22 protein-coding genes are annotated in these 23,589 nt (G+C 60.1%); 11 read left to right on the forward strand and 11 right to left on the reverse strand.

Annotation, left to right across the window (positions count from 1 at the left end; translation table 11 throughout):
- Nucleotides 1-100: 100 nt before the first annotated feature.
- The 3 genes from rho to ACQ4OB_RS22145 form a co-directional block, all read right to left on the reverse strand.
- The gene (gene rho / locus ACQ4OB_RS22135) at nucleotides 101-1,360 is read right to left on the reverse strand and encodes a transcription termination factor Rho (RefSeq protein WP_007942421.1); all 1,260 of its coding nucleotides are present in this window, start codon (nucleotides 1,358-1,360) and stop codon (nucleotides 101-103) included.
- A gap of 248 nt (nucleotides 1,361-1,608) precedes the next feature.
- On the reverse strand, nucleotides 1,609-1,938 hold the full coding sequence (trxA, locus tag ACQ4OB_RS22140; RefSeq protein WP_008150340.1) for a thioredoxin TrxA: 330 nt from the start codon (nucleotides 1,936-1,938) through the stop codon (nucleotides 1,609-1,611).
- 120 nt (nucleotides 1,939-2,058) lie between these two features.
- Nucleotides 2,059-2,766, reverse strand: coding sequence for a FadR/GntR family transcriptional regulator (locus ACQ4OB_RS22145; protein ID WP_102616166.1), 708 nt, complete (start codon nucleotides 2,764-2,766; stop codon nucleotides 2,059-2,061).
- Between the two features lie 256 nt (nucleotides 2,767-3,022).
- On the opposite strand from ACQ4OB_RS22145, the gene ACQ4OB_RS22150 reads away from it, so the two are divergent.
- The 5 genes from ACQ4OB_RS22150 to ppx all read left to right on the forward strand — a co-directional run bounded on the left by ACQ4OB_RS22150 (nucleotide 3,023) and on the right by ppx (nucleotide 7,615).
- Nucleotides 3,023-3,808, forward strand: coding sequence for a transporter substrate-binding domain-containing protein (locus tag ACQ4OB_RS22150; protein ID WP_430956449.1), 786 nt, complete (start codon nucleotides 3,023-3,025; stop codon nucleotides 3,806-3,808).
- Between the two features lie 21 nt (nucleotides 3,809-3,829).
- Entirely contained in the window at nucleotides 3,830-4,498 is a 669-nt protein-coding gene (locus ACQ4OB_RS22155) for an amino acid ABC transporter permease (protein WP_430956450.1), read from the forward strand.
- Complete coding sequence (locus ACQ4OB_RS22160) at nucleotides 4,495-5,145, forward strand: amino acid ABC transporter permease (protein ID WP_076029343.1); 651 nt, start codon at nucleotides 4,495-4,497, stop codon at nucleotides 5,143-5,145. The genes ACQ4OB_RS22155 and ACQ4OB_RS22160 overlap by 4 nt, the downstream gene beginning before the upstream one ends.
- Nucleotides 5,132-5,869 (forward strand): amino acid ABC transporter ATP-binding protein, encoded by a 738-nt coding sequence (locus tag ACQ4OB_RS22165; RefSeq protein ID WP_430956451.1) that lies wholly within the window; start codon nucleotides 5,132-5,134, stop codon nucleotides 5,867-5,869. Before ACQ4OB_RS22160 ends, ACQ4OB_RS22165 begins: the two co-directional genes overlap by 14 nt.
- Before the next feature lie 243 nt (nucleotides 5,870-6,112).
- A complete protein-coding gene (gene ppx / locus ACQ4OB_RS22170; protein WP_074871853.1) occupies nucleotides 6,113-7,615 on the forward strand; it encodes an exopolyphosphatase in 1,503 nt (500 codons plus the stop codon).
- Nucleotides 7,616-7,843: 228 nt separating this feature from the next.
- Here the strand turns inward: ppx and ppk1 are convergent, their stop codons facing one another.
- Nucleotides 7,844-10,066, reverse strand: a complete 2,223-nt coding sequence (gene ppk1, locus ACQ4OB_RS22175) for a polyphosphate kinase 1 (RefSeq protein ID WP_074871855.1) — start codon at nucleotides 10,064-10,066, stop codon at nucleotides 7,844-7,846.
- A gap of 18 nt (nucleotides 10,067-10,084) precedes the next feature.
- Nucleotides 10,085-11,098 carry a porphobilinogen synthase gene (gene hemB, locus ACQ4OB_RS22180; protein ID WP_007899362.1) on the reverse strand — a complete coding sequence of 338 codons (1,014 nt, stop codon included), beginning with the start codon at nucleotides 11,096-11,098 and terminating at the stop codon, nucleotides 10,085-10,087.
- A 208-nt stretch (nucleotides 11,099-11,306) separates the two neighbouring features.
- Between hemB and ACQ4OB_RS22185 the strand changes: the two genes are divergently transcribed.
- Complete coding sequence (locus ACQ4OB_RS22185) at nucleotides 11,307-11,930, forward strand: DedA family protein (RefSeq protein WP_074871857.1); 624 nt, start codon at nucleotides 11,307-11,309, stop codon at nucleotides 11,928-11,930.
- On the opposite strand, the gene ACQ4OB_RS22190 is transcribed toward ACQ4OB_RS22185, so the two are convergent.
- On the reverse strand, nucleotides 11,911-13,146 hold the full coding sequence (locus ACQ4OB_RS22190; RefSeq protein ID WP_430956452.1) for a sterol desaturase family protein: 1,236 nt from the start codon (nucleotides 13,144-13,146) through the stop codon (nucleotides 11,911-11,913). The genes ACQ4OB_RS22185 and ACQ4OB_RS22190 overlap by 20 nt on opposite strands.
- 115 nt (nucleotides 13,147-13,261) lie before the next feature.
- Here ACQ4OB_RS22190 and elbB point away from each other — a divergent pair, with 115 nt between their 5' ends.
- Entirely contained in the window at nucleotides 13,262-13,930 is a 669-nt protein-coding gene (gene elbB / locus ACQ4OB_RS22195; RefSeq protein WP_074871861.1) for an isoprenoid biosynthesis glyoxalase ElbB, read from the forward strand.
- Nucleotides 13,931-14,036: 106 nt separating this feature from the next.
- Here the strand turns inward: elbB and ACQ4OB_RS22200 are convergent, their stop codons facing one another.
- Both ACQ4OB_RS22200 and ACQ4OB_RS22205 read right to left on the reverse strand, forming a co-directional pair.
- Entirely contained in the window at nucleotides 14,037-14,492 is a 456-nt protein-coding gene (locus ACQ4OB_RS22200) for a YaiI/YqxD family protein (protein WP_430956453.1), read from the reverse strand.
- A gap of 110 nt (nucleotides 14,493-14,602) precedes the next feature.
- Nucleotides 14,603-16,501, reverse strand: a complete 1,899-nt coding sequence (locus ACQ4OB_RS22205) for an FTR1 family protein (protein ID WP_430956454.1) — start codon at nucleotides 16,499-16,501, stop codon at nucleotides 14,603-14,605.
- Between the two features lie 317 nt (nucleotides 16,502-16,818).
- On the opposite strand from ACQ4OB_RS22205, the gene ACQ4OB_RS22210 reads away from it, so the two are divergent.
- The 4 genes from ACQ4OB_RS22210 to ACQ4OB_RS22225 are packed head-to-tail and all read left to right on the forward strand — an operon-like array spanning nucleotide 16,819 to nucleotide 19,974.
- Nucleotides 16,819-18,213: a COG3014 family protein gene (locus ACQ4OB_RS22210; RefSeq protein WP_430956455.1), complete on the forward strand. Its 1,395-nt coding sequence runs from the start codon at nucleotides 16,819-16,821 to the stop codon at nucleotides 18,211-18,213.
- 15 nt (nucleotides 18,214-18,228) lie between these two features.
- Nucleotides 18,229-18,600 carry a YcfL family protein gene (locus ACQ4OB_RS22215; RefSeq protein WP_074871869.1) on the forward strand — a complete coding sequence of 124 codons (372 nt, stop codon included), beginning with the start codon at nucleotides 18,229-18,231 and terminating at the stop codon, nucleotides 18,598-18,600.
- 39 nt (nucleotides 18,601-18,639) lie between these two features.
- Nucleotides 18,640-19,227, forward strand: coding sequence for a penicillin-binding protein activator LpoB (gene lpoB / locus ACQ4OB_RS22220; protein ID WP_074871871.1), 588 nt, complete (start codon nucleotides 18,640-18,642; stop codon nucleotides 19,225-19,227).
- A 3-nt stretch (nucleotides 19,228-19,230) separates the two neighbouring features.
- Nucleotides 19,231-19,974: a penicillin-binding protein activator LpoB gene (locus ACQ4OB_RS22225; protein ID WP_430956456.1), complete on the forward strand. Its 744-nt coding sequence runs from the start codon at nucleotides 19,231-19,233 to the stop codon at nucleotides 19,972-19,974.
- 214 nt (nucleotides 19,975-20,188) lie between these two features.
- Here ACQ4OB_RS22225 and ACQ4OB_RS22230 read toward each other — a convergent pair whose 3' ends face one another.
- From ACQ4OB_RS22230 to ACQ4OB_RS22240, 3 genes are all read right to left on the reverse strand, one after another.
- Complete coding sequence (locus ACQ4OB_RS22230; RefSeq protein WP_102616172.1) at nucleotides 20,189-20,821, reverse strand: LysE family transporter; 633 nt, start codon at nucleotides 20,819-20,821, stop codon at nucleotides 20,189-20,191.
- A gap of 233 nt (nucleotides 20,822-21,054) precedes the next feature.
- A complete protein-coding gene (locus ACQ4OB_RS22235) occupies nucleotides 21,055-21,636 on the reverse strand; it encodes a mechanosensitive ion channel family protein (protein WP_007899338.1) in 582 nt (193 codons plus the stop codon).
- Nucleotides 21,636-23,546 carry an ATP-binding cassette domain-containing protein gene (locus tag ACQ4OB_RS22240; protein ID WP_074871876.1) on the reverse strand — a complete coding sequence of 637 codons (1,911 nt, stop codon included), beginning with the start codon at nucleotides 23,544-23,546 and terminating at the stop codon, nucleotides 21,636-21,638. Before ACQ4OB_RS22240 ends, ACQ4OB_RS22235 begins: the two co-directional genes overlap by 1 nt.
- Between the last annotated feature and the right edge of the window lie 43 nt (nucleotides 23,547-23,589).

Consider the following 23,589-nt stretch of genomic DNA (forward strand, 5'->3'; position numbering starts at 1 on the left):
GTTTAGCGCCGAACCCCTCTGTTCAGAACCACGAACTGGCAATTGATCAAAAATCAGATAGCAAAAAGCCGGGTTTCCCCGGCTTCTTGGCCTTATCGACTTACTTGCGTTTCATCGACAGGAAGAACTCATCGTTGGTCTTGGTCGTTTTCAGCTTGTCGACCAGGAACTCGATGGCAGCGATTTCGTCCATCGGGTGCAGCAGCTTGCGAAGGATCCACATGCGTTGCAACTCGTCGTCGGCTGTCAGCAACTCTTCGCGGCGGGTGCCGGAACGGTTGATGTTGATGGCCGGGAAGACGCGTTTTTCGGCGATCCGACGATCCAGCGGCAGTTCCATATTGCCCGTGCCTTTGAATTCTTCGTAGATCACTTCGTCCATCTTCGAGCCGGTTTCAACCAGCGCGGTGGCGATGATGGTCAGCGAACCGCCTTCTTCGATGTTCCGCGCGGCGCCGAAGAAACGTTTCGGTTTCTCCAGGGCGTGGGCATCGACACCACCGGTGAGTACTTTGCCGGAGCTCGGGATCACGGTGTTGTAGGCGCGAGCCAGACGGGTGATGGAGTCGAGCAGGATCACCACGTCTTTCTTGTGTTCGACCAGGCGCTTGGCCTTCTCGATCACCATTTCGGCAACCTGCACGTGGCGGGTTGGCGGCTCATCGAACGTCGAGGCAACCACTTCGCCGCGCACGGTGCGCTGCATTTCGGTCACTTCTTCCGGACGTTCGTCGATCAGCAATACGATCAGATGAACTTCAGGATTGTTACGTGCGATGTTGGCTGCGATGTTCTGCAGCATGATGGTTTTACCGGCTTTCGGCGGTGCAACGATCAGACCGCGCTGGCCTTTACCGATCGGGGCGCACAGGTCGATGACACGACCGGTCAAGTCTTCGGTGGAACCGTTGCCGGCTTCCATCTTCATGCGCACAGTCGGGAACAGCGGGGTCAGGTTCTCGAAGAGAATCTTGTTTTTCGCGTTCTCGGGACGATCGTAGTTGATCGTGTCGACCTTGAGCAGCGCGAAATAACGCTCGCCTTCCTTTGGAGGACGGATCTTGCCAACGATGGTGTCACCGGTGCGCAAGTTGAAGCGACGGATCTGACTCGGCGAGACGTAGATATCGTCTGGGCCGGCAAGATAGGAAGCGTCAGCGGAGCGAAGGAAGCCGAAGCCGTCCTGGAGAATCTCCAGCACGCCATCACCGGAAATTTCCTCGCCGCTTTTAGCGTGCTTTTTGAGCAGGGAGAAAATCACGTCCTGCTTGCGCGAACGGGCCATATTTTCTATGCCCATCTGTTCGGCCAATTCGAGCAGTTCGGTAATCGGCTTTTGCTTGAGTTCAGTCAGATTCATATAGGAATGACGTAATCATTTATGGAGGGGGGGAAATTAAGCTTTTGGGCTTAATGAGGCCGCGCCGCAGAGAAGGCGACAGGATCGCGTACTTATTCGAAAAGGAGTGCGTCGGCGACGGCTAGCAGGGGGCAATGGAGAAACCAGTGCGGGGCCGAATGTACCACCTGAGTTTCGGAGCGTCTAGCCCTCAATAACGAAAAGGCCCCGCGATGTGCGGGGCCTTTTTGATGACGCTTAAACGACGCTTAGATGTTGGCGTCGAGGAAAGCAGCCAGTTGCGACTTCGACAGTGCGCCGACCTTGGTCGCTTCAACGTTGCCGTTCTTGAACAACATCAGGGTCGGGATACCACGCACGCCATGCTTGGCCGGAGTTTCCTGGTTTTCGTCGATGTTCAGTTTGGCAACGGTCAACTTGCCTTTGTAGGTTTCAGCAATTTCGTCCAGAACAGGAGCGATCATTTTGCAAGGGCCGCACCATTCAGCCCAGTAGTCGACCAGTACAGCGCCTTCGGCCTTGAGGACGTCGACGTCGAAGCTAGCGTCGGTGACGTGTTTGATAAGATCGCTGCTCATGGAAGTCTCCAGGTTGTAAGCAAAAAAACGTGGCCCATCATAGCCGCCCTTCCCTCGTTCAGGAAGGTGCAGATGATTGAGTCTCGCTATGGTGCCGCATGAGTTTGGGTATAGCTCAAGTCACGAGGTGGCGGGAGCGACGAAGGCAATTCCAGTGCGCAGTGCCGCGTTACGCACATGTTCTTGCATGGCCTTCTGCGCTGCGCCAGACGCCCGCCGGGCCAGTGCGCGGAGGATTTTGCGGTGTTCCTGCCACGTTTCCATGGCCCGCTCGGCCCTGATGAACGGTAGCTTTTGGCTCTCCAGAAAGATGTCGGCGCTGGCCGTCAGAATGCTCAGCATCGCCTGATTGCCGCTCGCCAGCAGGATGCGCCGGTGAAACTCGAAATCAAGTCGCGCCGCAGCCTCGAAGTCGCCGGCCTTCAATTCGAGGCGCATGGCGGCGACGTTATCTTCCAGTGCATCGAGCTCGTGAGTGCTCAGGGTCACCGCTGCCAAACCGGCGGCAAAGCCTTCCAGGGCATAGCGCAACTGGAAGATGTCCAGCGGCGAGGCCTGGGCCGCGAACGGCCAACTCAGCCCCGCATCACCTCGCGGCAAATCAACCGGTGACTGCACGAACACGCCTTTGCCCGGCTGGATGCTGATCACCCCTAACGCGCTCAACGACGACAACGCTTCGCGCAGCGACGCGCGGCTGACGCCTAATTGCACCGCCAAATCCCGTTGCGAGGGCAAGGCATCGCCCGGCCCGAAACCTTGCTCGGTGATCAGTTTACGGATGGCTTGCAGCGCCACTTCAGGTACGGCGCGAGAGATCGAGTTCATGGTTTTTCAGACGAACCAGGCCAATGAGCGGTCAGTTGTAAAGCTATTCACGACGCCCGGCAAGTCGTGCCCCATGGGGGTTCGGAGAAATCCGGCAATGCGCTATCGGGGTGCGAAACGCCGCCAAACTGTTCAGACCAGTAAGACCGAACGAATCCAGCAAAACCGCGGCCTGCGGCATCCAAAACCGACTCTTGGCACGGCCCATGCTCTGTCGATCCGCAGAATTCACTTCTCGCCGATTCGGAGATTTGCCATGACCCAGCGTTACAGCGCCCTCCTCGCCGCCCTGTTTGCCAGCCTGATGCTGAGCCAGGCGCCCGCCCACGCCGACGGTCTGGAGGATGTGGTCAAGCGCGGCGTCCTCAAGGTGGCCGTGCCTCAGGATTTCCCGCCCTTCGGCTCGGTCGGCCCGGACATGAAGCCGCGCGGCCTTGATATCGATACTGCAAAACTGCTGGCCGACCAACTCAAGGTCAAACTCGAGCTGACGCCAGTCAACAGCACCAACCGCATTCCGTTCCTGACCACCGGCAAGGTCGATCTGGTGATCTCCAGCCTCGGCAAGAACCCCGAGCGCGAGAAAGTCATCGATTTCTCCCGTGCCTACGCGCCGTTCTACCTCGCCGTGTTCGGTCCGCCAGACGCCAGCATCAAAAGCCTGGACGATCTCAAGGGCAAAACCATCAGTGTCACCCGTGGCGCTATCGAAGACATCGAGCTGACCAAAGTCGCGCCCGAAGGCGTGACCATCAAGCGCTTCGAAGACAACAACTCGACCATCGCCGCCTACCTCGCCGGGCAAGTTGACCTGATCGCCAGCGGCAACGTGGTGATGGTGACCATCAGCGAGCGCAACCCGAAGCGCATTCCGGCGCTGAAAGTGAAGCTCAAGGATTCGCCGGTCTACGTCGGCGTGAATAAAAACGAGCCGGCGCTGCTGGACAAGGTCAACCAGATCCTCGCCACTGCCAAGACCGACGGCGCGCTGGAGAAGAACTCCCAGACCTGGCTCAAAGAGCCGCTGCCGGCCGATCTCTGATCGTCGTTGCGGAGACTGAACATGGCTTATCAGTTCGATTTCATACCGGTGGTACACAACACCGACCTGCTGTTGCGCGGTGCGCTGTTCACCCTTGAACTGACGGCCATCGGCGCGGTGCTCGGGGTGAGTCTGGGCATTGTCGGGGCGCTGGTGCGGGCGTGGAACATCCGTCCGTTCGCCGGCATTTTTGCGGTCTACGTCGAGTTGATCCGCAACACGCCCTTTCTGGTGCAGTTGTTTTTCATCTTCTTCGGTCTGCCGTCACTGGGCGTGCAGATCTCGGAATGGCAGGCGGCGGTGCTGGCGATGGTGATCAACCTGGGCGCCTATTCCACCGAGATCATCCGCGCCGGTATCCAGGCGATCCCCCGAGGACAGCTGGAAGCGGCCGCCGCGTTGGCGATGACTCGGTTCGAAGCCTTTCGCCATGTGGTGCTGCTGCCGGCACTGGGCAAGGTTTGGCCTGCGTTGAGCAGCCAGATCATCATCGTCATGCTGGGCTCGGCGGTCTGCTCGCAGATCGCTACCGAAGAGCTGAGCTTCGCCGCCAATTTCATTCAGTCGCGCAACTTCCGCGCCTTTGAGACTTACGCACTGACCACGTTGCTCTACCTGTGCATGGCGCTGCTGATCCGCCAGTTGTTGAACTGGATTGGCCGCCGATTCATTGCGAGGAGCAGCCAATGAGCGATTTCACCTTCTGGGACGTCGTACGCAACCTGCTCACAGGCCTGCAATGGACCCTGGCGCTGTCGCTGGTAGCGTTTATCGGTGGCGGACTGATCGGCTTGCTGATCATGGTCATGCGCATCTCGAAAAAAACCCTGCCGCGCAGCTTCGCCCGCACCTACATCGAACTGTTCCAGGGCACGCCGCTGTTGATGCAGCTGTTTCTGGTGTTCTTCGGCGTGGCGCTGGCCGGGGTGGAGATTTCGCCGTGGATGGCCGCGGCGATTGCCCTGACGCTGTTCACCAGCGCCTACCTGGCGGAGATCTGGCGTGGTTGCGTCGAATCGATCCCTAACGGCCAGTGGGAAGCCTCGTCGAGCCTGGCGCTGAACCCGCTGGAGCAACTGCGCTACGTGATCCTGCCGCAAGCGCTGCGGATCGCCGTGGCGCCGACCGTGGGCTTCTCGGTGCAAGTGGTCAAAGGCACCGCCGTCACCTCGATCATCGGCTTCACCGAACTGACCAAGACCGGCGGCATGCTCGCCAACGCGACCTTCGAACCGTTCATGGTCTACGGCCTCGTGGCGCTCGGTTATTTCCTGCTCTGCTACCCCTTGTCCCTCAGTGCGCGCTACCTGGAAAGGAGACTGCATGCCTCTGCTTAGAATTTCCGCCCTGCATAAGTATTACGGCGACCACCATGTACTCAAAGGCATCGACCTGAGCGTCGAGGAAGGCCAGGTGGTGGCGATCATCGGCCGCAGCGGTTCGGGCAAATCCACTTTGTTGCGCACCCTTAATGGCCTGGAATCGATCAACGACGGCGTGATCGAAGTCGACGGCGAATACCTCGACGCCGCCCGTGCCGATCTGCGCAGCTTGCGACAGAAAGTCGGGATGGTGTTTCAGCAGTTCAACCTGTTCCCGCACCTGACGGTCGGCGAGAACGTGATGCTCGCGCCGCAAGTGGTGCAGAGAGTGCCGAAAGCCAAAGCGGCCGAACTGGCGCGGGAGATGTTGGAGCGGGTCGGATTGGGGGAGAAATTCGATGCCTTCCCGGATCGGTTGTCGGGCGGGCAGCAACAGCGGGTGGCGATCGCCCGGGCGCTGGCGATGTCGCCGAAGGTCTTGCTGTGCGATGAGATTACCTCGGCGCTGGACCCGGAATTGGTCAATGAAGTGCTGAGCGTGGTCCGGCAATTGGCCAAGGAAGGGATGACGTTGATTATGGTCACCCATGAGATGCGTTTCGCCCGGGAGGTTGGGGATAAGTTGGTGTTCATGCATCAGGGCAAGGTGCATGAGGTCGGGGATCCGAAGGTGTTGTTTGCCAATCCGCAAACGGCGGAGCTGGCGAATTTCATTGGGACGGTTGAGGCGGCGGGCTGAGGGATCTTCGGCGCCTGCAAGGCCGCCTTCGCGGGCAAGCCCGCTCCCACAGGGTTCTCTGCTGGAACGCGATGGTGTGTTCGACGCAAAAACCTGTGGGAGCGGGCTTGCCCGCGAAGAGGCCATTCGCAACACCTCGGATGCCCCGCGGTAAAAGATCGCAGCCTTCGGCAGCTCCTATGCGTTGGCGTCAGCGTTTGATCGTGGCACGATGTCGGGGTTATCGACCGAGACCCCCTGACCATGCCGCAATCCCAAGCCAAGAATCTGTCCCTGATCGCCGCAATCGACCTGGGCTCCAACAGCTTTCACATGGTCGTGGCCAAGGCCCAGAACGGCGAAATCCGTATTCTCGAGCGTCTCGGAGAGAAGGTTCAGCTGGCCGCCGGCATCGACGATGAGCGCCAGCTCAGTGAAGAATCCATGCAACGCGGGCTCGATTGCCTGAAGCGTTTCGCCCAACTGATCAACGGTATGCCGACCGGCGCCGTGCGGATCGTCGGCACCAACGCCCTGCGTGAAGCCCGTAACCGTGCCGAGTTCATCCACCGCGCCGAAGAAATTCTCGGCCACCCGGTGGAAGTCATCTCCGGCCGTGAAGAAGCGCGCCTGATCTACCTCGGCGTTTCCCACACCCTCGCCGACACCCCGGGCAAACGCCTGGTGGCCGACATCGGCGGCGGCAGTACCGAATTCATCATCGGCCAGCGCTTCGAACCGCTGCTGCGCGAAAGCCTGCAAATGGGCTGCGTCAGCTACACCCAGCGCTATTTCAAGGATGGCAAGATCACCCCGGCCCGCTACGCCCAGGCGTACACCGCGGCGCGGCTGGAGATCATGAGCATCGAACACGCCCTGCACCGCCTGACCTGGGATGAAGCCATCGGCTCCTCAGGCACCATCCGTGCCATTGGCCTGGCGCTGAAGGCCGGCGGTCATGGCACTGGCGAGGTCAACGCCGAAGGCCTGGCCTGGCTCAAGCGCAAGCTGTTCAAACTGGGCGATGTCGACAAGATCGATTTCGAAGGCATCAAGCCCGACCGCCGGGCGATCTTCCCGGCGGGCCTGGCAATTCTTGAAGCGATCTTCGACGCGCTCGAGCTGAAACGCATGGACCACTGTGAAGGTGCCCTGCGCGAAGGCGTGCTCTATGACCTGTTGGGCCGTCATCATCACGAAGACGTCCGTGAACGCACCCTCAGCTCGTTGATGGAGCGTTATCACGTCGATCTGGAACAAGCGGCGCGCGTTGAGCGCAAGGCGCTGCATGCCTTCGATCAAGTGGCCGAGGATTGGGAGCTGGATGACGGCGTCTGGCGCGAACTGCTGGGTTGGGCGGCCAAGGTCCATGAAGTGGGCCTGGACATCGCCCACTATCAGTATCACAAGCACGGCTCCTACCTGATCGAGCACTCGGACCTGGCCGGGTTCTCCCGCGAAGACCAGTTGATGCTCGCGCTGCTGGTGCGCGGCCACCGCCGCAATATTCCCCGGGACAGGTTTGCCGATTTCGGCGATGAAGGCATCAAGCTGATTCGCCTGTGCGTGCTGCTGCGCTTTGCGATTCTGTTCCATCACATCCGTGGCACCCAGGAAATGCCCCAGGTCGTGCTGCACGCCAACGGCGACAGTCTTGATGTGCAGTTCCCGGAGAACTGGCTGGACGAAAACCAGCTGACCCAGGCCGACTTCGCCCTTGAAGCGGAGTGGCTGACCCGGGTCGGCTTTGTGCTTAACGTTCGCTGAAAATGAAAAAGGCCTTCTTCGGAAGGCCTTTTTTTGTGTCCAAAATTCAGCAAACGACGCAAACCCATGTGGGAGCGAGCTTATGTGGCGAGGGGGCTTGCCCCCGTTGGGTCGCGAAGCGGCCCCAGAATCTGCGGTCGTGGTGTATCAGGTACACCGCGTGCAATGTTCTACGACTGCTACGCAGCCGAACGGGGGCAAGCCCCCTCGCCACACAGGGTTTGCGCGTTAACGGACCGCCAGAATCGGGCTACCCAAACGCTCCAGCAACGTCGCCTGCGCGCTGCGCGGGTTCTGGTTGCCGGTCGGCGTATTGCGGATGTAACGGCCGTCCGCCTGCAGGCTCCAGCTGTGAGTGTTATCGGTGAGATACAGCTCCAGCTCTTTCTTGACCCGCATGATCAGCTTCTTGCCCTCGACCGGGAAGCAAGTCTCGACGCGCTTGTCGAGGTTGCGCTCCATCCAGTCGGCGCTGGACAGGAACATCTGCTCTTCGCCGCCATTGAGGAAGTAGAAGACCCGGGTGTGCTCCAGGAAACGCCCGATGATCGAGCGCACGTGGATGTTGTGCGAAACCCCGGCGATGCCCGGACGCAGGCAGCACATGCCGCGCACCACCAGATCGATACGCACCCCGGACTGACTGGCTTTGTACAACGCACGGATGATCTTCGGATCGGTCAGCGAGTTGAACTTGGCGATGATGTGCGCCGGTTTGCCGTCGAGGGCGAACTGGGTCTCCCGGGCAATCATGTCGAGCATGCCCTTCTTCAACGTGAACGGCGCATGCAGCAACTTTTTCATGCGCAGAGTCTTGCCCATGCCGATCAGTTGGCTGAACAGTTTGCCGACGTCTTCGCACAACGCGTCATCCGAGGTCAGCAAGCTGTAGTCGGTGTACAGACGGGCGTTGGCCGCGTGGTAGTTGCCGGTGCCCAAGTGAGCGTAACGGACAATCTCGCCGGCCTCGCGACGCAAGATCAGCATCATCTTGGCGTGGGTCTTGAAGCCGACCACGCCGTAAATCACCACCGCACCGGCCGCTTGCAGACGGCTGGCCAGTTGCAGGTTGGACTCTTCGTCGAACCGCGCACGCAATTCGATCACCGCAGTGACTTCCTTGCCGTTACGCGCCGCATCGACCAGCGCATCAACGATTTCCGAGTTGGCGCCGGAGCGATACAGGGTCTGGCGGACCGCCAATACATGCGGGTCCTTGGCAGCCTGGCGCAGCAGGTCGACCACCGGGGTGAAGGACTCGAACGGGTGCAGCAACAGGATGTCCTGCTTGCTGATCACGCTGAAGATGTTCTCGCTGTTTTGCAGCAGTTTCGGGATCTGCGGGGTAAACGGCGTGTATTGCAGCGCTCGCTGACTGTCCAGACCGGTGATGCTGAACAGACGGGTCAGGTTGACCGGCCCGTTGACCTGATACAGCTCGGTCTCGTGCAGGTTGAACTGCTTGAGCAAGTAGTCGGACAGGTGTTTCGGGCACGTGTCGGCCACTTCCAGACGCACCGCGTCACCGTAGCGACGCGAGAACAACTCGCCGCGCAGGGCGCGGGCCAGGTCTTCTACATCTTCGGTGTCGACGGCGAGGTCGGCGTTTCGGGTCAGCCGGAACTGGTAGCAGCCCTTGACCTTCATGCCCTGGAACAGGTCATCGGCATGCGCATGGATCATCGACGACAGGAACACGTAATTGTCGCCAGCGCCGCCCACTTCTTCCGGCAACTTGATGACCCGCGGCAGCAGACGTGGCGCCGGAATGATCGCCAGACCGGAATCGCGGCCGAAGGCGTCGATGCCTTCGAGCTCGACGATGAAGTTCAGGCTCTTGTTCACCAGCAACGGGAACGGATGCGTCGGGTCGAGGCCAATCGGGGTAATGATCGGCGCGATCTCGTCGCGGAAATAGCGGCGCACCCAGGTTTTGATCTTGGTGGTCCAGTGACGCCGACGGATGAAGCGGACCTGATGTTTTTCCAGCTCCGGCAACAGAATGTCGTTGAGGATCGCGTACTGGCGATCGACGTGACCGTGTACCAGCTCGCTGATGCGGGCCAGGGCCTGATGCGGTTGCAGGCCATCGGCACCGGCCTGTTCACGGGCGAAGGTGATCTGCTTCTTCAGGCCGGCCACACGGATTTCGAAGAACTCGTCCAGGTTGCTGGAGAAGATCAGCAGAAACTTCAGCCGCTCCAGCAACGGATAGGACTCATCCAGCGCCTGCTCCAGCACGCGGATGTTGAACTGCAGTTGCGAGAGCTCGCGATGGATGTACAGGCTGCTGTCATCCAGGCCGGGAATGGCAATCGCTGGCGCCGCTACAACGGGCTCAGCCACCACCGCGGGTGGAGCAGGCTCCAGCTCCGGCGGGGTTTCGGCGATTGGCTCCACCACAGGTTGAGCGTCTTTTACGGCAACTTCAGTGAGCACTTCGGTATTCATCGAATGTTCCTGGGAGGGCTATTTTTGCTCTCGTAACAATTGAGCAGCACGGACGGCAAAGTACGTCAGGATGCCATCAGCGCCTGCACGTTTAAAAGCGGTCAGGGATTCGAGGATAACCCCTTCGCTCAACCAGCCATTCTGGATCGCCGCCATGTGCATGGCATATTCACCGCTGACCTGATAGACAAAGGTCGGCACTTTAAATTCTTCTTTTACCCGGTAAAGGATGTCCAGATACGGCATGCCTGGCTTGACCATGACCATGTCCGCGCCTTCTGACAAGTCCGCCGCCACTTCGTGCAGGGCTTCGTTGCTGTTGGCCGGGTCCATCTGATAGGAGGCCTTGTTGGCCTTGCCCAGGTTCAGCGCCGAACCGACCGCATCGCGGAACGGGCCGTAATAGGCGCTGGCGTATTTGGCCGAGTAAGCCATGATCCGCACGTTGACGTGATCGGCCAGCTCCAGCGCTTCGCGGATCGCCTGAATGCGACCGTCCATCATGTCCGAAGGCGCCACCACCTGAGCGCCGGCTTCGGCGTGGGACAGGGCCTGTTTAACCAGTGCGTCGACGGTAATGTCGTTCTGCACGTAGCCTTCTTCGTCGAGGATGCCATCCTGGCCATGAGTGGTGAACGGGTCCAGGGCGACGTCAGTGATCACACCCAACTCCGGGAACCGATCACGCAGGGCGCGGGTGGCGCGCTGGGCGATGCCGTTGGGGTTCCAGGCTTCGGCGGCGTCCAGAGACTTGAGCTCTGGCGGCGTCACCGGGAACAGCGCCAGCGCCGGAATCCCCAGCTCGACCCACTTGGCCGCTTCTTCAAGCAACAGATCGATGGTCAGGCGCTCGACGCCCGGCATCGACGCCACCGCTTCGCGACGGTTTTCACCGTCCAGCACGAACACCGGCAGGATCAAATCATCGACGGTCAAAACGTTTTCACGGACCAGTCGACGCGAGAAATCATCACGGCGATTGCGACGCAGGCGGGTTGCTGGGAACAAACGGTTGGCGGGGGTAAAGCTCACGGCAGACTCCTGAGCCCGCGCTGGCGGGCGAGCGTGACAGTTATAAGCGGCCATTATGACGAACACATGACAGTTGTGCTTAGCCCTGTGACACGTAGCCGCATTCCATTGTCCTTGTAGGAAATGTTCACGTCGAGACACATTTGGACACTTTCATGAATGTTGCCGAAGGGTTAGGCTGCGCGTTCATTTCGCCAGCATCCAGACAATGCTCCAACAATTTCTTCAGGAATTCGGCTACTTCGCCCTCTTTCTCGGCACGTTTTTCGAAGGCGAAACCATTCTGGTGCTCGCCGGCTTCCTTGCGTTCCGCGGATACATGGACCTCAAAGTGGTGATGATCGTGGCGTTCCTCGGCAGTTATGCCGGTGATCAGCTGTGGTATTTCCTGGGGCGCAAGCACGGCCGCAAGTTGCTGGCACGCAAACCGCGCTGGCAATTGATGGGCGACCGGGCACTGGAACACATCCGCCGGCACCCGGACATCTGGGTACTGAGCTTCCGCTTTGTCTATGGCCTGCGCACGGTGATGCCGGTGGCGATCGGCCTGTCGGGCTATCCGCCAGGACGTTATCTGCTGCTCAACGGGATTGGTGCCGCGATCTGGGCCACCGCGCTGGCTGCCGCCGCCTATCACTTCGGCGCGGTACTCGAAGGCATGCTCGGCAGCGTCAAGAAGTACGAGCTGTGGGTGCTTGGCGCCCTGTTGGTACTGGGCTTTTGCCTGTGGTTGCGCCGACGCCTCAAGAACGCCCGTCTGGCGAAGAAGATCTACGCCGACGAGCAGGCCGCACTGGCCAAATCTGCCGAGACTAAGACGCCAGCCGAGTGAAACGGTTTCTGCAACAGTAGAGACCGATACCACTGAGCAGGCTGTAGCTCAGCAGGCCGACCCAGCCTGCCGCGCTGGCCGGCCACAGCCCAACGACCGGCGCCAGCCACACCAGCGGCACATTCGACGCCAGGCGCAGCAGCTCCAGCTTCAGCGCCCACGGGCGATTCTCCAGGGCCACGCCCAACGTAAACAAACCCAGCGCCACGGCACCCCAGCCGAGCACCAGCGCAGCGGTTGGCAAACTCTGCTCCAGGTTCATCAAGTAGCTGCCCAGCGCGAGGTAGACGCAGAACTGCAATACGACGTACAGCTGCTGACGCCCGTCCAGCGGCACCTCGAATTTACGGAACTGACTCAGGTCAGGCTTGTTCATCGGGTATCTGGCCGCCACATCCGCCGGCCGCCAACCGGTGCGCATGAACCAGATGCGCACCTTGTCCCATTTGCTTTGCGCACGCCGCGCGTCATCCCACAGCTGCGCGTAGAACTGCACGTTCGCCCACAACGGGTTCCAGCTCGCCAGTGGCGTGGTCACGCCGAAAATCACCGGTTCGTTATCGTCCTCTTCCTGGAACGAGCCAAATAGACGGTCCCAAATAATGAACACCCCGCCGTAGTTGCGATCCATGTAGAGAGCGTTCTGTGCATGGTGGGCCCGATGATTGGACGGCGTGACGAAGAACCACTCGAACCAGCCGAGCTTGGGAATGTGTTTGGTATGCACCCAGAATTGGTACAGCAGGTTCAGCGAGGCGACACTGATGAACACCAGCAGCGGCACGCCGAGCACAGCCATCGGCAGGTAGAAAATCCAGCTCAACAGGAAGCCGGTACTGGTCTGGCGCAACGCCGTGGACAGGTTGTAGTCCTCGCTCTGGTGATGCACCGAATGCGCCGCCCAGAGAATGTTGCGTTCGTGGCCCATGCGATGCAGCCAGTAGTAGCAGAAGTCGTAGAGGACGAAGGCGAATACCCAGACCCAAACGCTGTCGGCCGAGAGTTCGAACAGCGCCAGGTGCTTGAGGGCAAACGCATACGTCACCAAGCCGACGCCTTTGGTCAACAGGCCGGTGGTGGTCGACAGCACGCCGGTGCTTATGCTGTTGATCGCATCCGCCACGCGATAATTGCTCACCCCGCGCCAACGGTCGGCCAGCAGTTCGACGGCAATCAGCACAAAGAAAAACGGCACCGCATACAGAATGAAGTCCATGACGCGCCCTGATCGGAATCTTGAGGACAGATCCTAGGTGTAGCCGCGAATTAACCCTATGGCAACGAGTGACAAATTAGTGGACATTTAACGCCATGAATCTGGAGAAAAGCCCATGAGCAAAAAAATTGCAGTGATCCTGTCCGGCTGTGGCGTATACGACGGCGCCGAGATCCACGAAAGTGTGATCACCCTGCTGCGTCTGGACCAGCGGGGGGCTCAGGTGCAGTGTTTCGCGCCGAACATCGCGCAGTTGCACGTGATCAATCACCTGACCGGCGAAGAAATGCCCGAGTCGCGCAATGTGCTGGTGGAATCGGCGCGGATCGCCCGGGGCAACATCAAGGATATCCGCGAAGCCAGCGTCGAAGACTTCGATGCGCTGATCGTTCCCGGCGGATTTGGATCGGCCAAGAACCTGTCGAACTTTGCCGTCGAAGGCGCCGGATGCAGCGTTCAGCCTGACGTCCTGGCGTTGACCGAAGCGTTCGCCGAGGCCGGCAAGCCGGTCGGGCTGATCTGCATCTCGCCGGCGCTCGCGGCGAAAATCTATGGACCGGGCGTGACCTGCACCATCGGCAATGACGCCGATACCGCCGCCGCCATGAACAAGATGGGCGCCACCCACGCCGACTGCGCGGTAACCGACATCGTTGAAGACAAGGCACGCAAACTGGTCAGCACCCCGGCGTACATGCTGGCGCAGAGCATCAGCGAAGCGGCGTCGGGCATCAACAAACTGGTCGACCGCGTGCTCGAACTGACCCACGAAAACGACGCCTGACCTGATCGTTCCCACGCTCTGCGTGGAAATGCAGCCGGGACGCTCCGCGTCCCAAAGCGGACGCAGAGCGTCCAGTTAGGCATTCCCACGCAGAGCGTGGGAACGATCAGTGTGAACGGGTAAGCCGCGTGAGGATCCGGTCCAGCGCATTGGCAAACGCCTGCTTCTCGCGCTCGCCAAAGGGTGCTGGCCCGCCGCTCATTTGCCCTTGTTCACGTAGATCGGTAAACAGGTTCCGCACCGCCAACCGGTCGCCCATGTTCTGCGCATCGAATTCTTTGCCCCGTGGATCCAGCGCCGCAACGCCCTTTTTCACCAGACGGTCGGCCAGCGGCACATCGCTGCAGATCACCAATTCGCCAGGGACCGCGTGCTCCACCAGATAGTCGTCGGCCGCATCCGGGCCGCTGGGCACTACGATCAACTTCACCAGCGCCAAGCCCGGCTTGATCTGCGGCTGTCCGGCCACCAGCACCACTTCGAACTGGCGCTTGAGGGCGAACTTCACCACCAGATCCTTGGCCGCCCGGGGGCAGGCGTCGGCATCGATCCACACGCGCATTGTGTTTTCCTCTTCCAAAAAAAATCGCGAGCAGGCTCGCTCCCACAGGTTATACGCAATTCCTGTGGGAGCGAGCCTGCTCGCGATTGTGAGCGAAGCGAATGCTGTTGTTAAGAAACCTGCAACCGCCGCTTCTCAGCCAGCCGACTACGGCTATACAGCACGATGATCGCGATAATCGCCACCGCCTGCGCACTCAGCGAATACGCGTCAGCGTGGATCCCCAGCCAGTCGAAGTCAAAGAACGGCACCGGCCGGGTGCCGAAAATCCCGGCTTCCTGCAATGCCTTCACGCCATGCCCGGCAAACACCACCGACAACGCGCACAACAGACCGGCGTTGATGCTGAAGAACAACGACAGCGGCAGTTTCGCCGAACCGCGCAGGATCACCCAGGCCAGCCCCACCAACATGACCAACGCCGTCGCACCACCCGCCAGTACCGCGTTATGGCCCGCCGGACCTGCCTGCAACCAAAGGGTCTCGTAGAACAGAATCACTTCAAACAGTTCGCGATACACCGAGAAGAACGCCAGCGTTGCAAACCCGAAACGACCACCGCCGCCCACCAGGCTGCTCTTGATGTAATCCTGCCAGGCCGCCGCGTGACGACGGTCGTGCATCCACACGCCAAGCCAAAGCACCATGACAGCGGCGAACAACGCCGTGGCACCTTCCAGCAGTTCGCGTTGCGAGCCGCTGACATCGATCACATACGCCGCCAGCGCCCAGGTCGCCAGACCTGCCAGCAACGCCAAGCCCCAACCGACGTTGACGCTGCGCACCGCCGATTGCTGGCCGGTATTGCGCAGGAACGCGAGGATCGCCGCCAGCACCAGAATCGCTTCCAGGCCTTCGCGCAACAGAATCAACAAACCGGAGATGTAGCTCAGGGACCAGCTCAAGCCATCGCTGCCCAACAGGCCGGCAGCTTCCTTCAATTTGGCCTTGGCTGCGTCCAGACGCTGCTGGACCTGAGCCACCGGCAAACCGTCCTGCAACGACTGACGGTACGCCATCAGGGATTTTTCGGTGTCTTTACGCACGTTGGCGTCGACGTTGTCCAGCGAGCTTTCGACCAACTCAAAGCCTTCCAGGTACGCCGCTACCGATAAGTCATAAGCCTGATCGTGATCGCCAGCGCGGTAGGCGGCGATGCTCTTGTCCAGGGTGGCCGCCGTGTAATCAAGCAACTGCCCCGGACCACGCTTGACCAGCGGCGGTTGCGCTCGCTGGGCACGGAAGGTGGCAGCCGCCTGAGGACCTTCAGCAGCCTGCACTTCGGCTGGCGTCTGACGGGCGAGGTCGGCGATGTTGTAGGTTTTCTCGGACTTTGCCGCGGTCGGGTCGGCACTGAAGCTTGCGATGTAGGTCGCCAGATCCCAACGTTGACGATCATCCAGTTGATCGGCGAAGGCTGGCATGTCGGTGCCTTCGACACCCATTCCCAAGGTGTTGTAGATCGCGTAGAGGCTCAGTCGGTCCAGTCGCACAGCATCGCGCAGATTGGCTGGCGGCGGCGTCATGCCGACACCCGCCGGGCCGTCACCGGCGCCCGTATCGCCATGACACACCGAACATTGCTGGGCATACAGCGGTGCGCCGCGAGTCGGGTCCGGCGTAATGACCGGAGCCTGGCTGACTTCATAGGTCACCGCCAGTCTGGCCCCCAGCTGACGTGCCTGACGGGCAACATCCGCACCATTTTTGCGGGCGGCGATGGCAGCGCCAAGGCTGTCGACGCCCTGCTCCAGCTCTGCGCGTTCGGGTCTGGCCGGCAAATCGGCGATCAAACCTTGCAGTACTTTCAAAAATTCCTGCTGTTCGCGGTATTCAGACTCATCGATGACGTTGCCCGCCTCCACCGTCGCCGGGTAATCGGCGCCGATGTAATCGAGCAGATGCAGGGCCTTGGGCGCACCTTCCGCGGTTTCGGCCAGCGCATTGAAGCTGCAGAACGCGATCATTGGCAGCACGAGCCACGCCAGAAAACGAGAGGAGGCAATCATGAATAACTCTCAAATGGAAATACGAAGTAACACATTGTTCACTCTCAATGAGTTTCACTCAAGCTTTGTTGGAGTTTCCTGAGACAGCCATAGGGCGTGCGGCCTGAAATAACTAATGGCACATTTCGGAAATATGAAATTAAAAAGCCATTACATAGCCAGCATCCTTGCTTATAATGCCGCGCCGTCGTTATTGCTAAACGGCATTTAAGCTCCTCTTTTTATGAGGAATTGGCAGGATGCCAACCTTCCCGCCAATAGGTCCCATCAGCCCGGCCAGCATTTGCGGCTGCTTACATTCAGGGAAGAAGTACCCCATGGCATCCCGCGCCCTTACCTCGATCGCGCTCAGCGCTGTCACCTTGCTTGGCGGCTGCTCGGCCTTTCGTAACTACGATTCGGAACTTGCACAAACCAACCAGCAACTGGCCTCCGGCAACGTCGATGCCGCCTTGACCCTGTTGGAAAAGAACAACACCAGCAAAGACAAAGACCTGCTCTATTACTTCGAGAAAGGTGAACTGCTGCGCGCCAAGGGCGACTTGTCCGGGAGCCAGAACGCCTGGTCCAGCGCCGATCAGGTGGTGGGCAAGTGGGAAGACTCGGTCAAGCTTGATACCGGCAAATACCTGGCCCAGTTCGGCAGTTTCGTGGTGAACGACAAGGTCCGTCGCTACGAAGGCTACGACTACGAAAAAGTCATGCTGACCACGCAGATGGCCCTCAACCTGCTGGCAGTCAACGACTTCGACGGCGCGCGCATGTCGATCAAAAAGACCCACGAACGCGAAGCCGTGATCGCCGATCTGCGCGACAAGGAATACCTCAAGAGCGAAGAGGAAGCCGAGAAAGAAGGCGTCAAGACCCAGTACAAGGACTTGCAGGGTTACCCGGTCGCCAGCCTCGACGCACCGGAAGTGGTCAGCCTGAAAAACAGCTACCAGAGTGCGTTCAGCCATTACCTGGCCGGCTTCGTCTACGAAGCCCTGGGTGAAAAAGACCTGGCTGCGCCGGGCTACCGCAAAGCCGCCGAACTGCGTCCGAACACCCCGCTGCTCGAACAGGCGCTGGTCAATCTCGACAAGCCAGGCGGCAAGAACGATGACAGCGACATCCTGATCGTCGTGCAAAGCGGCCTGGCGCCGTCGCGCGATTCGATCCGCATCCCGTTGCCCTTGCCGATCAGCAACCAATTGGTGATCACGCCACTGTCGTTCCCAATCATCAAGGCGGACACCTCCACCGCCACGCTCAGCCAGATTGGTGTGGACGGACAGCAACTGAACCTGACGCAACTCAACAGCACCACTGCCATGTCCCGCCGCGCCCTGCGTGACGACATGCCGGGCATCATCCTGCGCACCACCGTGCGTGCCGTGACCAAAGGCGTGGCGCAGAAGCAGATCAACGAAACCAACCCGCTGGCGGGCCTGGCGGTGGGTATTTCTTCAGCCGTGCTCGAAGGTGCCGATACCCGTACGTGGCGCACCCTGCCGGACTACACGCAAGTGGTGCGTCTGCGCCTGAAGAAAGGTGAGCACCAAGTCACCCTGCCGAACGCCGTGGGCGGTTCGGTGGTCAAGGTCACCGTCGATCAGCGCTACCAGGTCATCAGCCTGCGCGCCGTGGGCAATCAGGTGTTCGCCAGCGGCCTGGCCGCGCAGGTGATCCCGAAAGCCAACCCGACCGCCATGGCCAGCCTCAAACCTTAAGAACGGAGTCTTTGCATGCGTTTCAAATTCATCGCTGTTGTCGCCCTGGCCTTGCTGGCCGGGTGCGCCACCCCGCCACCGCCGGAACCTGGCAGCGCCGCCAGCAAGGTCGTGGCCATGGGCAAGCTCAAGAACATCGTGGTCGGTGCCATGCGCGTCGCCCGGGAAAACGGCTTCATGACGGTCAATGCGCAGATGAGCAACACCAGCTTCAACAACAAGACCTTCTACTACCGTTTTGCCTGGCTCGGCCCTGAAGGCTTCCCCGTCGCCGAAGAAGAAACCTGGAAAAGCCAGATGATGTACGGCGAGCAGACCAGCTTCATCCAAGCGATCGCGCCAACCGCCAAGGCCGTGGATTTCCGTCTCGAAATCAAAACGCCTTAAGCCCGACACCCTATTCGTTCAGTTCCAGAGAGCATTCCCATGTTTGCACGTTTTTCGTTCATCGCCGTCTTCGCCCTCCTGGCCAGCGGCTGCGCCAACACTTCGCCGACCCTGGGCAGTAAAAGCATCAGCTACGGCGACACCAAGGCTGTGGAAACCGTGACCAACGAGTTCGGTTCCACGGACCTGCAGATGATCGCCGAGTCCATGACCCGTTCCCTGGCCCAGTCCGGCATCATGCAGGGTCGTCCGGTGGTTCAGGTCTACGACGTGAAGAACAAGACCAGCGAGTACATCGACACCCGTGAAATCACCACCAGCATCAAGACCCAGCTGATGAAAACCGGTGTCGCGCGCTTCGCCAGCGATAACAACGCAATGCAGAGCCAGGTTGACCAGCTCAAGCTGCAAAACCAGAGCGGCCTGTACAAGAAGAGCACGGTAGCCAAGACCGGCAACATGATCGCCGCCAAATACCGTATCGAAGGTTCGATCAGCTCGATCGTCAAGCGCAGCGCCGATTACAAGGACGTCTTCTACAAATTCAGCCTGCAATTGATTGACGTTGAAAGCGGTCTGGCCGAGTGGATGGACGAGAAAGAGATCCGCAAGACCACGGAGCGTTAATCAATGCGCGCATGGATTGGCATGATGGCCCTGACTTGCGCATTCAGCGTGCAAGCGGCCCCGAAAGTCGCGGTGACGGACCTCGCGTATCAGGAGCGAGTGGAGCAGTACATCCACATCGTTTCGGCACAGAGCAACCACAGCCAGAGTTACTACGGCGCCAGCGGCTCTTCGAGCTACAACGAAATCGAAGCCACCAGCAGCTACATCGAACAGGGTGAATTGCGCAAATTCACCGGCGACATCAAGGGCGAGATTCTTCGTACCGGCATGTTCCAGCTGATCCAGGGCACGCCTTACACTTCGGCGTCCAAGGGTGACGTCTATGACGTGATCAAGCGAATCAAGGCCGGCAACTTCAAAGGCGCGGACTACGTGTTGTTCGGCACCGTGTCGGACATCGACTTCAACAAGGACATCAACGAGCTCGCCAACACCAACAGCTATTCGGCGGTGCTGGCGTTGACCCTGGTGGCGGATTTCAGCCTGATCAACACCAAGACCTTCGAAATCACCTCGGCCTTCACGGCGATGGGCGAAGGTCAGGACACCAAACTGATGAACCATCGGGACATCCGTGTCTCGCTGAACCGTCCGCGGGTGGTGCGTGACGTGTCCAAGTCCTTGGGAGAGGACGTGGCAGGGCAACTGAGCCAACAGCTCGGCGGCGGTGGTTACGAGCAGCCGGAGCAAGCGCCGCGGCGTAACAACCTGCCAGCGGACATAGCGCCGGTCATTCTGCGCTGACCCTCCGGAAAACGAAAAAGGCGACCCAAAGGGTCGCCTTTTTTATGCTTGCTCTTATGCCCATCAAATAAATCTGAACCGTACTGAGTCCTAATGCGGCGAGGGAGCTTGCTCCCGCTCGAGTGCGTAGCGCTCGCAATATTTGGGGGCCGCTTCGCAACCCAGCGCGAGCAAGCTCGCTCGCCACAATAGGTCGCGTTTGTACCCGAGAGTTTTACACCGCCGCTTTGCGAAGCGTCGCCATGAACGCCGCCGCGCCTATGAATAGCCCGGCAAACGTGCGGTTCATGCGTCTCTGCTGCTTGGGCGTGCGCAACATCCGCAGCACCTTCGCTGCCAGCCCGGTGTAACCGGCCATGACGATCAGGTCGACGCAGATCATGGTGATACCGAGGATCAGGTACTGCGCCACCAGCGGTGCATGTGGATCGATGAATTGCGGCAGCACCGCGAGCATGAACACCAACGCCTTGGGATTGCTGACGTTCACCAGGAAACCGCGGAACACCAGCGCCATCGGCTTGCCGATTTGCCGGACTGCCGCATCGTCGCTCATGTCATTGGGCAGCGCGCGCCATTGCTTGACCGCCAGGTAAACCAGATAAGCCACGCCAAACCATTTGATCGCGTAGAAAGCAGTGGCCGAAGCCGCGAGGATCGCACCGACACCGGCGGCGACAATCGCAATCTGCAACGCCAGACCCAGTTGCAGGCCCAGGGCGTTCCAGTAACCGCGCCAGAATCCGTATCGCAGACCGCTGGACATCGACGCAATGGCGCCGGCACCGGGAGACAGACTGATCACCCAGCAGGCGGCAAAAAATGCCAGCCATGTTTGAAGCACCATCGCACACCTCGATTCAGACTCGTGACAGACGTCTAAGCTAATGCGGCTTTGGGCTGATGACTACCGATTTTTTGCAGGACAGGGTGGACTGCCGACCAGCGTTTATGGCTGTAAGGCCTCATCGCGAGCAGGCTCGCTCCCACATTGGTTTTTCGGCGCTCACAAATCCCATGTGGGAGCGAGCCTGCTCGCGATGACGATTTATCAGACAACCTCTATGCAAGAGGTAACGACTATTTTTCGAACCCATTGGACGGAAACACATCCGTACCGCGCCAGCGTCGAACCGAGCGCTGGAAGAACAGGCTGTTGGGCACTTGCACCATGGCGCTGCCGGTGCCGAGTTCTTCGGCTTCGATCAGCGTGGTATAGAGCAGATTGATCGCCACCACCCGGCCTTTGACGCCAGGCTTGTCGGTGGTGTCCACCAATTCGACCACATCACCGATCCGAAACGGGCCGACGGTGAAGATCAGGATCGCGCACAGCAGATTGGAGAGCACGCTCCACATGGCGAAGAACGCCACGGCCGCTACCGCGACAAACCCGGACAACGCGGTCCAGAGCACCGTCGCCGAAACGCCGAGGCGTTCCAGCACGAAGATCAGCGCGCTGCCCATGATCAGCCAGCGCAACCCACCGCGTAGCGGCATGAAAAATTGCGGCGGAAACGGATAGCGTTCGCCCAGGCGTGTCAGGCATTTAGCGACAACCCGCTGGGCGATATAACCGGCCAGCAGGATCAGCAGAATTTGCACGACCAGCCAGAGTGGCTCGCCCCACCCAGCCGGCAGCGGCAACTTGAAGGCTTCCATCAGGACAGAGCCTCCAGCTCCGCCTGCATGCTTTCAAGCAACTCCAGCGCTTCCATCCAGGCTTCTTCCAGTTCGGCTTCACGGACCTTCAGCTTGGCCTGTTCGGCCAGCAGATCACGCAAATCGTTTTTGCGCGCCGGCTCGTAAATGTCGCTATCGCCGAGGCTGGCATCGATCTTCGCCAGTTTCTCGTGCAGCTTGCCCAGCTCGGCTTCGAGCTTGTCAGCCTCGCGCTTGTGCGGTGCCAGTTGCTGACGCAACGCGGCCGCCGCCTGGCGCTGGGCCTTCTTGTCGGTCTTGTCCGGATTGACCGGCGTGTTACTGACCGGGGCGTTGCGCTGACGGTAGTCCACCAGCCAACGGGTGTAGTCTTCCAGGTCGCCGTCGAACTCCTCGACCTTGCCGTCCGCCACCAGATAGAAATTGTCAGTGGTGCTTTTGAGCAAATGGCGATCGTGGGAGACCACCAGTACCGCGCCACTGAATTCCTGCAGGGCCATGGTCAGCGCCAGGCGCATTTCCAGGTCCAGGTGGTTGGTCGGTTCGTCGAGCAGCAACAGGTTCGGCCGGCCCCAGGCGATCAACGCCAGCGCCAGACGGGCCTTTTCGCCACCGGAGAAGTTCAGCACCGGCTCATCGATCCGCGCACCGCGGAAATCGAAACCACCGAGGAAGTCGCGCAGCGTCTGCTCGCGCTCGGTCGGCGCCAGGCGCTGCATGTGCAGCAACGGGCTGGCCTTGGAGTCGAGGGAGTCCAGCTGATGCTGGGCGAAGTAGCCAACAACGGTGTTCTCGCCACGGGTCAGTCGGCCGGACAACGGCTCGAGTTCACCGGCAAGGTTTTTGATCAGAGTCGACTTACCGGCACCGTTCGGGCCAAGCAAACCGATCCGCGCACCGGGGATCAATTGCAATTTGACCTTCTCCAGCACGGCGCGCTCGCCGTAACCCAGTCGGGCGTCGGAGAGGTCAATCAACGGGCTGGAGATTTTCACCGATTCGCGGAAAACAAAATCGAATGGCGAATCGACGTGGGCGGCGGACAGCTCTTCCATCCGCTCCAGCGCCTTGATCCGGCTCTGGGCCTGACGGGCCTTGGTGGCCTGGGCCTTGAAACGGGCGATGTAGCTTTCCATGTGCGCCCGTTGCGCCTGCTGCTTCTCGTAGGCCTGCTGTTGCTGGGCCAGACGTTCGGCGCGAGCGCGTTCAAAGGCGCTGTAACCACCGCGATACAGGGTGATCTTGCGCTGATCGACGTGGGCCACGTGATCAACAACCGCATCGAGGAAGTCCCGGTCGTGGGAAATCAGCATCAAGGTGCCGGGATAGCTCTTGAGCCATTCTTCGAGCCAGATGATGGCGTCGAGGTCCAAGTGGTTGGTCGGTTCGTCGAGCAGCAGAAGGTCCGAGGGGCACATCAAAGCCTGCGCCAGGTTCAGACGCATCCGCCAACCGCCAGAGAAATCTCCTACCTGGCGATCCATCTGTTCATTGGTGAACCCAAGGCCGGCCAGCAACTTGCGGGCCCGGGCATCGGCGGTGTAACCGTCGGCGCTGTCGAGTTCCGAGTGCAGGCGGGCCTGAGCGGTACCGTCATGGGCCGCTTCGGCTGCCGCGAGGTCGCGTTGCACCTCACGCAGGCGCAGGTCGCCATCGAGCACATAGTCGACCGCCACCCGATCGAGAGTGTCGATCTCCTGGCGCATGTGGGCGATGCGCCAGTCCGCCGGCAAGAAGCAATCACCCGAGTCCGGGTGCAGGTCACCCAGAAGCAGGGCGAACAGGCTCGATTTGCCGGCGCCGTTGGCACCGATGAGGCCGGCTTTGTGGCCGGCGTGCAGGGTCAGCTCGGCGTCTTCTAGCAGACGTTGCGGGCCACGCTGTAAAGTCAGGTTCTGAAGTCGAATCATAATGGCGGCGGAGTCTACCAGCTTCGCTCGCAACTGGCGCGAG

The organism is Pseudomonas sp. ES4, from assembly GCF_050586665.1.
GTDB lineage: Bacteria > Pseudomonadota > Gammaproteobacteria > Pseudomonadales > Pseudomonadaceae > Aquipseudomonas > Aquipseudomonas frederiksbergensis.

Bases quoted from the DNA above. Each gene is read 5' to 3' on its own strand.
- ACQ4OB_RS22155 (WP_430956450.1), top strand. From the start codon at position 3,830: ATGGCTTATCAGTTCGATTTCATACCGGTGGTACACAACACCGACCTG.
- ACQ4OB_RS22165 (WP_430956451.1), top strand. From the start codon at position 5,132: ATGCCTCTGCTTAGAATTTCCGCCCTGCATAAGTATTACGGCGACCAC.
- lpoB (WP_074871871.1), top strand. From the start codon at position 18,640: ATGTTTGCACGTTTTTCGTTCATCGCCGTCTTCGCCCTCCTGGCCAGC.
- ACQ4OB_RS22145 (WP_102616166.1), bottom strand. From the start codon at position 2,766: ATGAACTCGATCTCTCGCGCCGTACCTGAAGTGGCGCTGCAAGCCATC.
- ACQ4OB_RS22160 (WP_076029343.1), top strand. From the start codon at position 4,495: ATGAGCGATTTCACCTTCTGGGACGTCGTACGCAACCTGCTCACAGGC.
- ACQ4OB_RS22190 (WP_430956452.1), bottom strand. From the start codon at position 13,146: ATGGACTTCATTCTGTATGCGGTGCCGTTTTTCTTTGTGCTGATTGCC.
- ACQ4OB_RS22150 (WP_430956449.1), top strand. From the start codon at position 3,023: ATGACCCAGCGTTACAGCGCCCTCCTCGCCGCCCTGTTTGCCAGCCTG.
- ACQ4OB_RS22185 (WP_074871857.1), top strand. From the start codon at position 11,307: ATGCTCCAACAATTTCTTCAGGAATTCGGCTACTTCGCCCTCTTTCTC.
- ACQ4OB_RS22205 (WP_430956454.1), bottom strand. From the start codon at position 16,501: ATGATTGCCTCCTCTCGTTTTCTGGCGTGGCTCGTGCTGCCAATGATC.
- ACQ4OB_RS22215 (WP_074871869.1), top strand. From the start codon at position 18,229: ATGCGTTTCAAATTCATCGCTGTTGTCGCCCTGGCCTTGCTGGCCGGG.
- ppk1 (WP_074871855.1), bottom strand. From the start codon at position 10,066: ATGAATACCGAAGTGCTCACTGAAGTTGCCGTAAAAGACGCTCAACCT.
- ACQ4OB_RS22210 (WP_430956455.1), top strand. From the start codon at position 16,819: ATGGCATCCCGCGCCCTTACCTCGATCGCGCTCAGCGCTGTCACCTTG.
- ppx (WP_074871853.1), top strand. From the start codon at position 6,113: ATGCCGCAATCCCAAGCCAAGAATCTGTCCCTGATCGCCGCAATCGAC.
- ACQ4OB_RS22240 (WP_074871876.1), bottom strand. From the start codon at position 23,546: ATGATTCGACTTCAGAACCTGACTTTACAGCGTGGCCCGCAACGTCTG.
- trxA (WP_008150340.1), bottom strand. From the start codon at position 1,938: ATGAGCAGCGATCTTATCAAACACGTCACCGACGCTAGCTTCGACGTC.
- ACQ4OB_RS22200 (WP_430956453.1), bottom strand. From the start codon at position 14,492: ATGCGCGTGTGGATCGATGCCGACGCCTGCCCCCGGGCGGCCAAGGAT.
- ACQ4OB_RS22230 (WP_102616172.1), bottom strand. From the start codon at position 20,821: ATGGTGCTTCAAACATGGCTGGCATTTTTTGCCGCCTGCTGGGTGATC.
- ACQ4OB_RS22235 (WP_007899338.1), bottom strand. From the start codon at position 21,636: ATGGAAGCCTTCAAGTTGCCGCTGCCGGCTGGGTGGGGCGAGCCACTC.
- rho (WP_007942421.1), bottom strand. From the start codon at position 1,360: ATGAATCTGACTGAACTCAAGCAAAAGCCGATTACCGAACTGCTCGAA.
- elbB (WP_074871861.1), top strand. From the start codon at position 13,262: ATGAGCAAAAAAATTGCAGTGATCCTGTCCGGCTGTGGCGTATACGAC.
- ACQ4OB_RS22225 (WP_430956456.1), top strand. From the start codon at position 19,231: ATGCGCGCATGGATTGGCATGATGGCCCTGACTTGCGCATTCAGCGTG.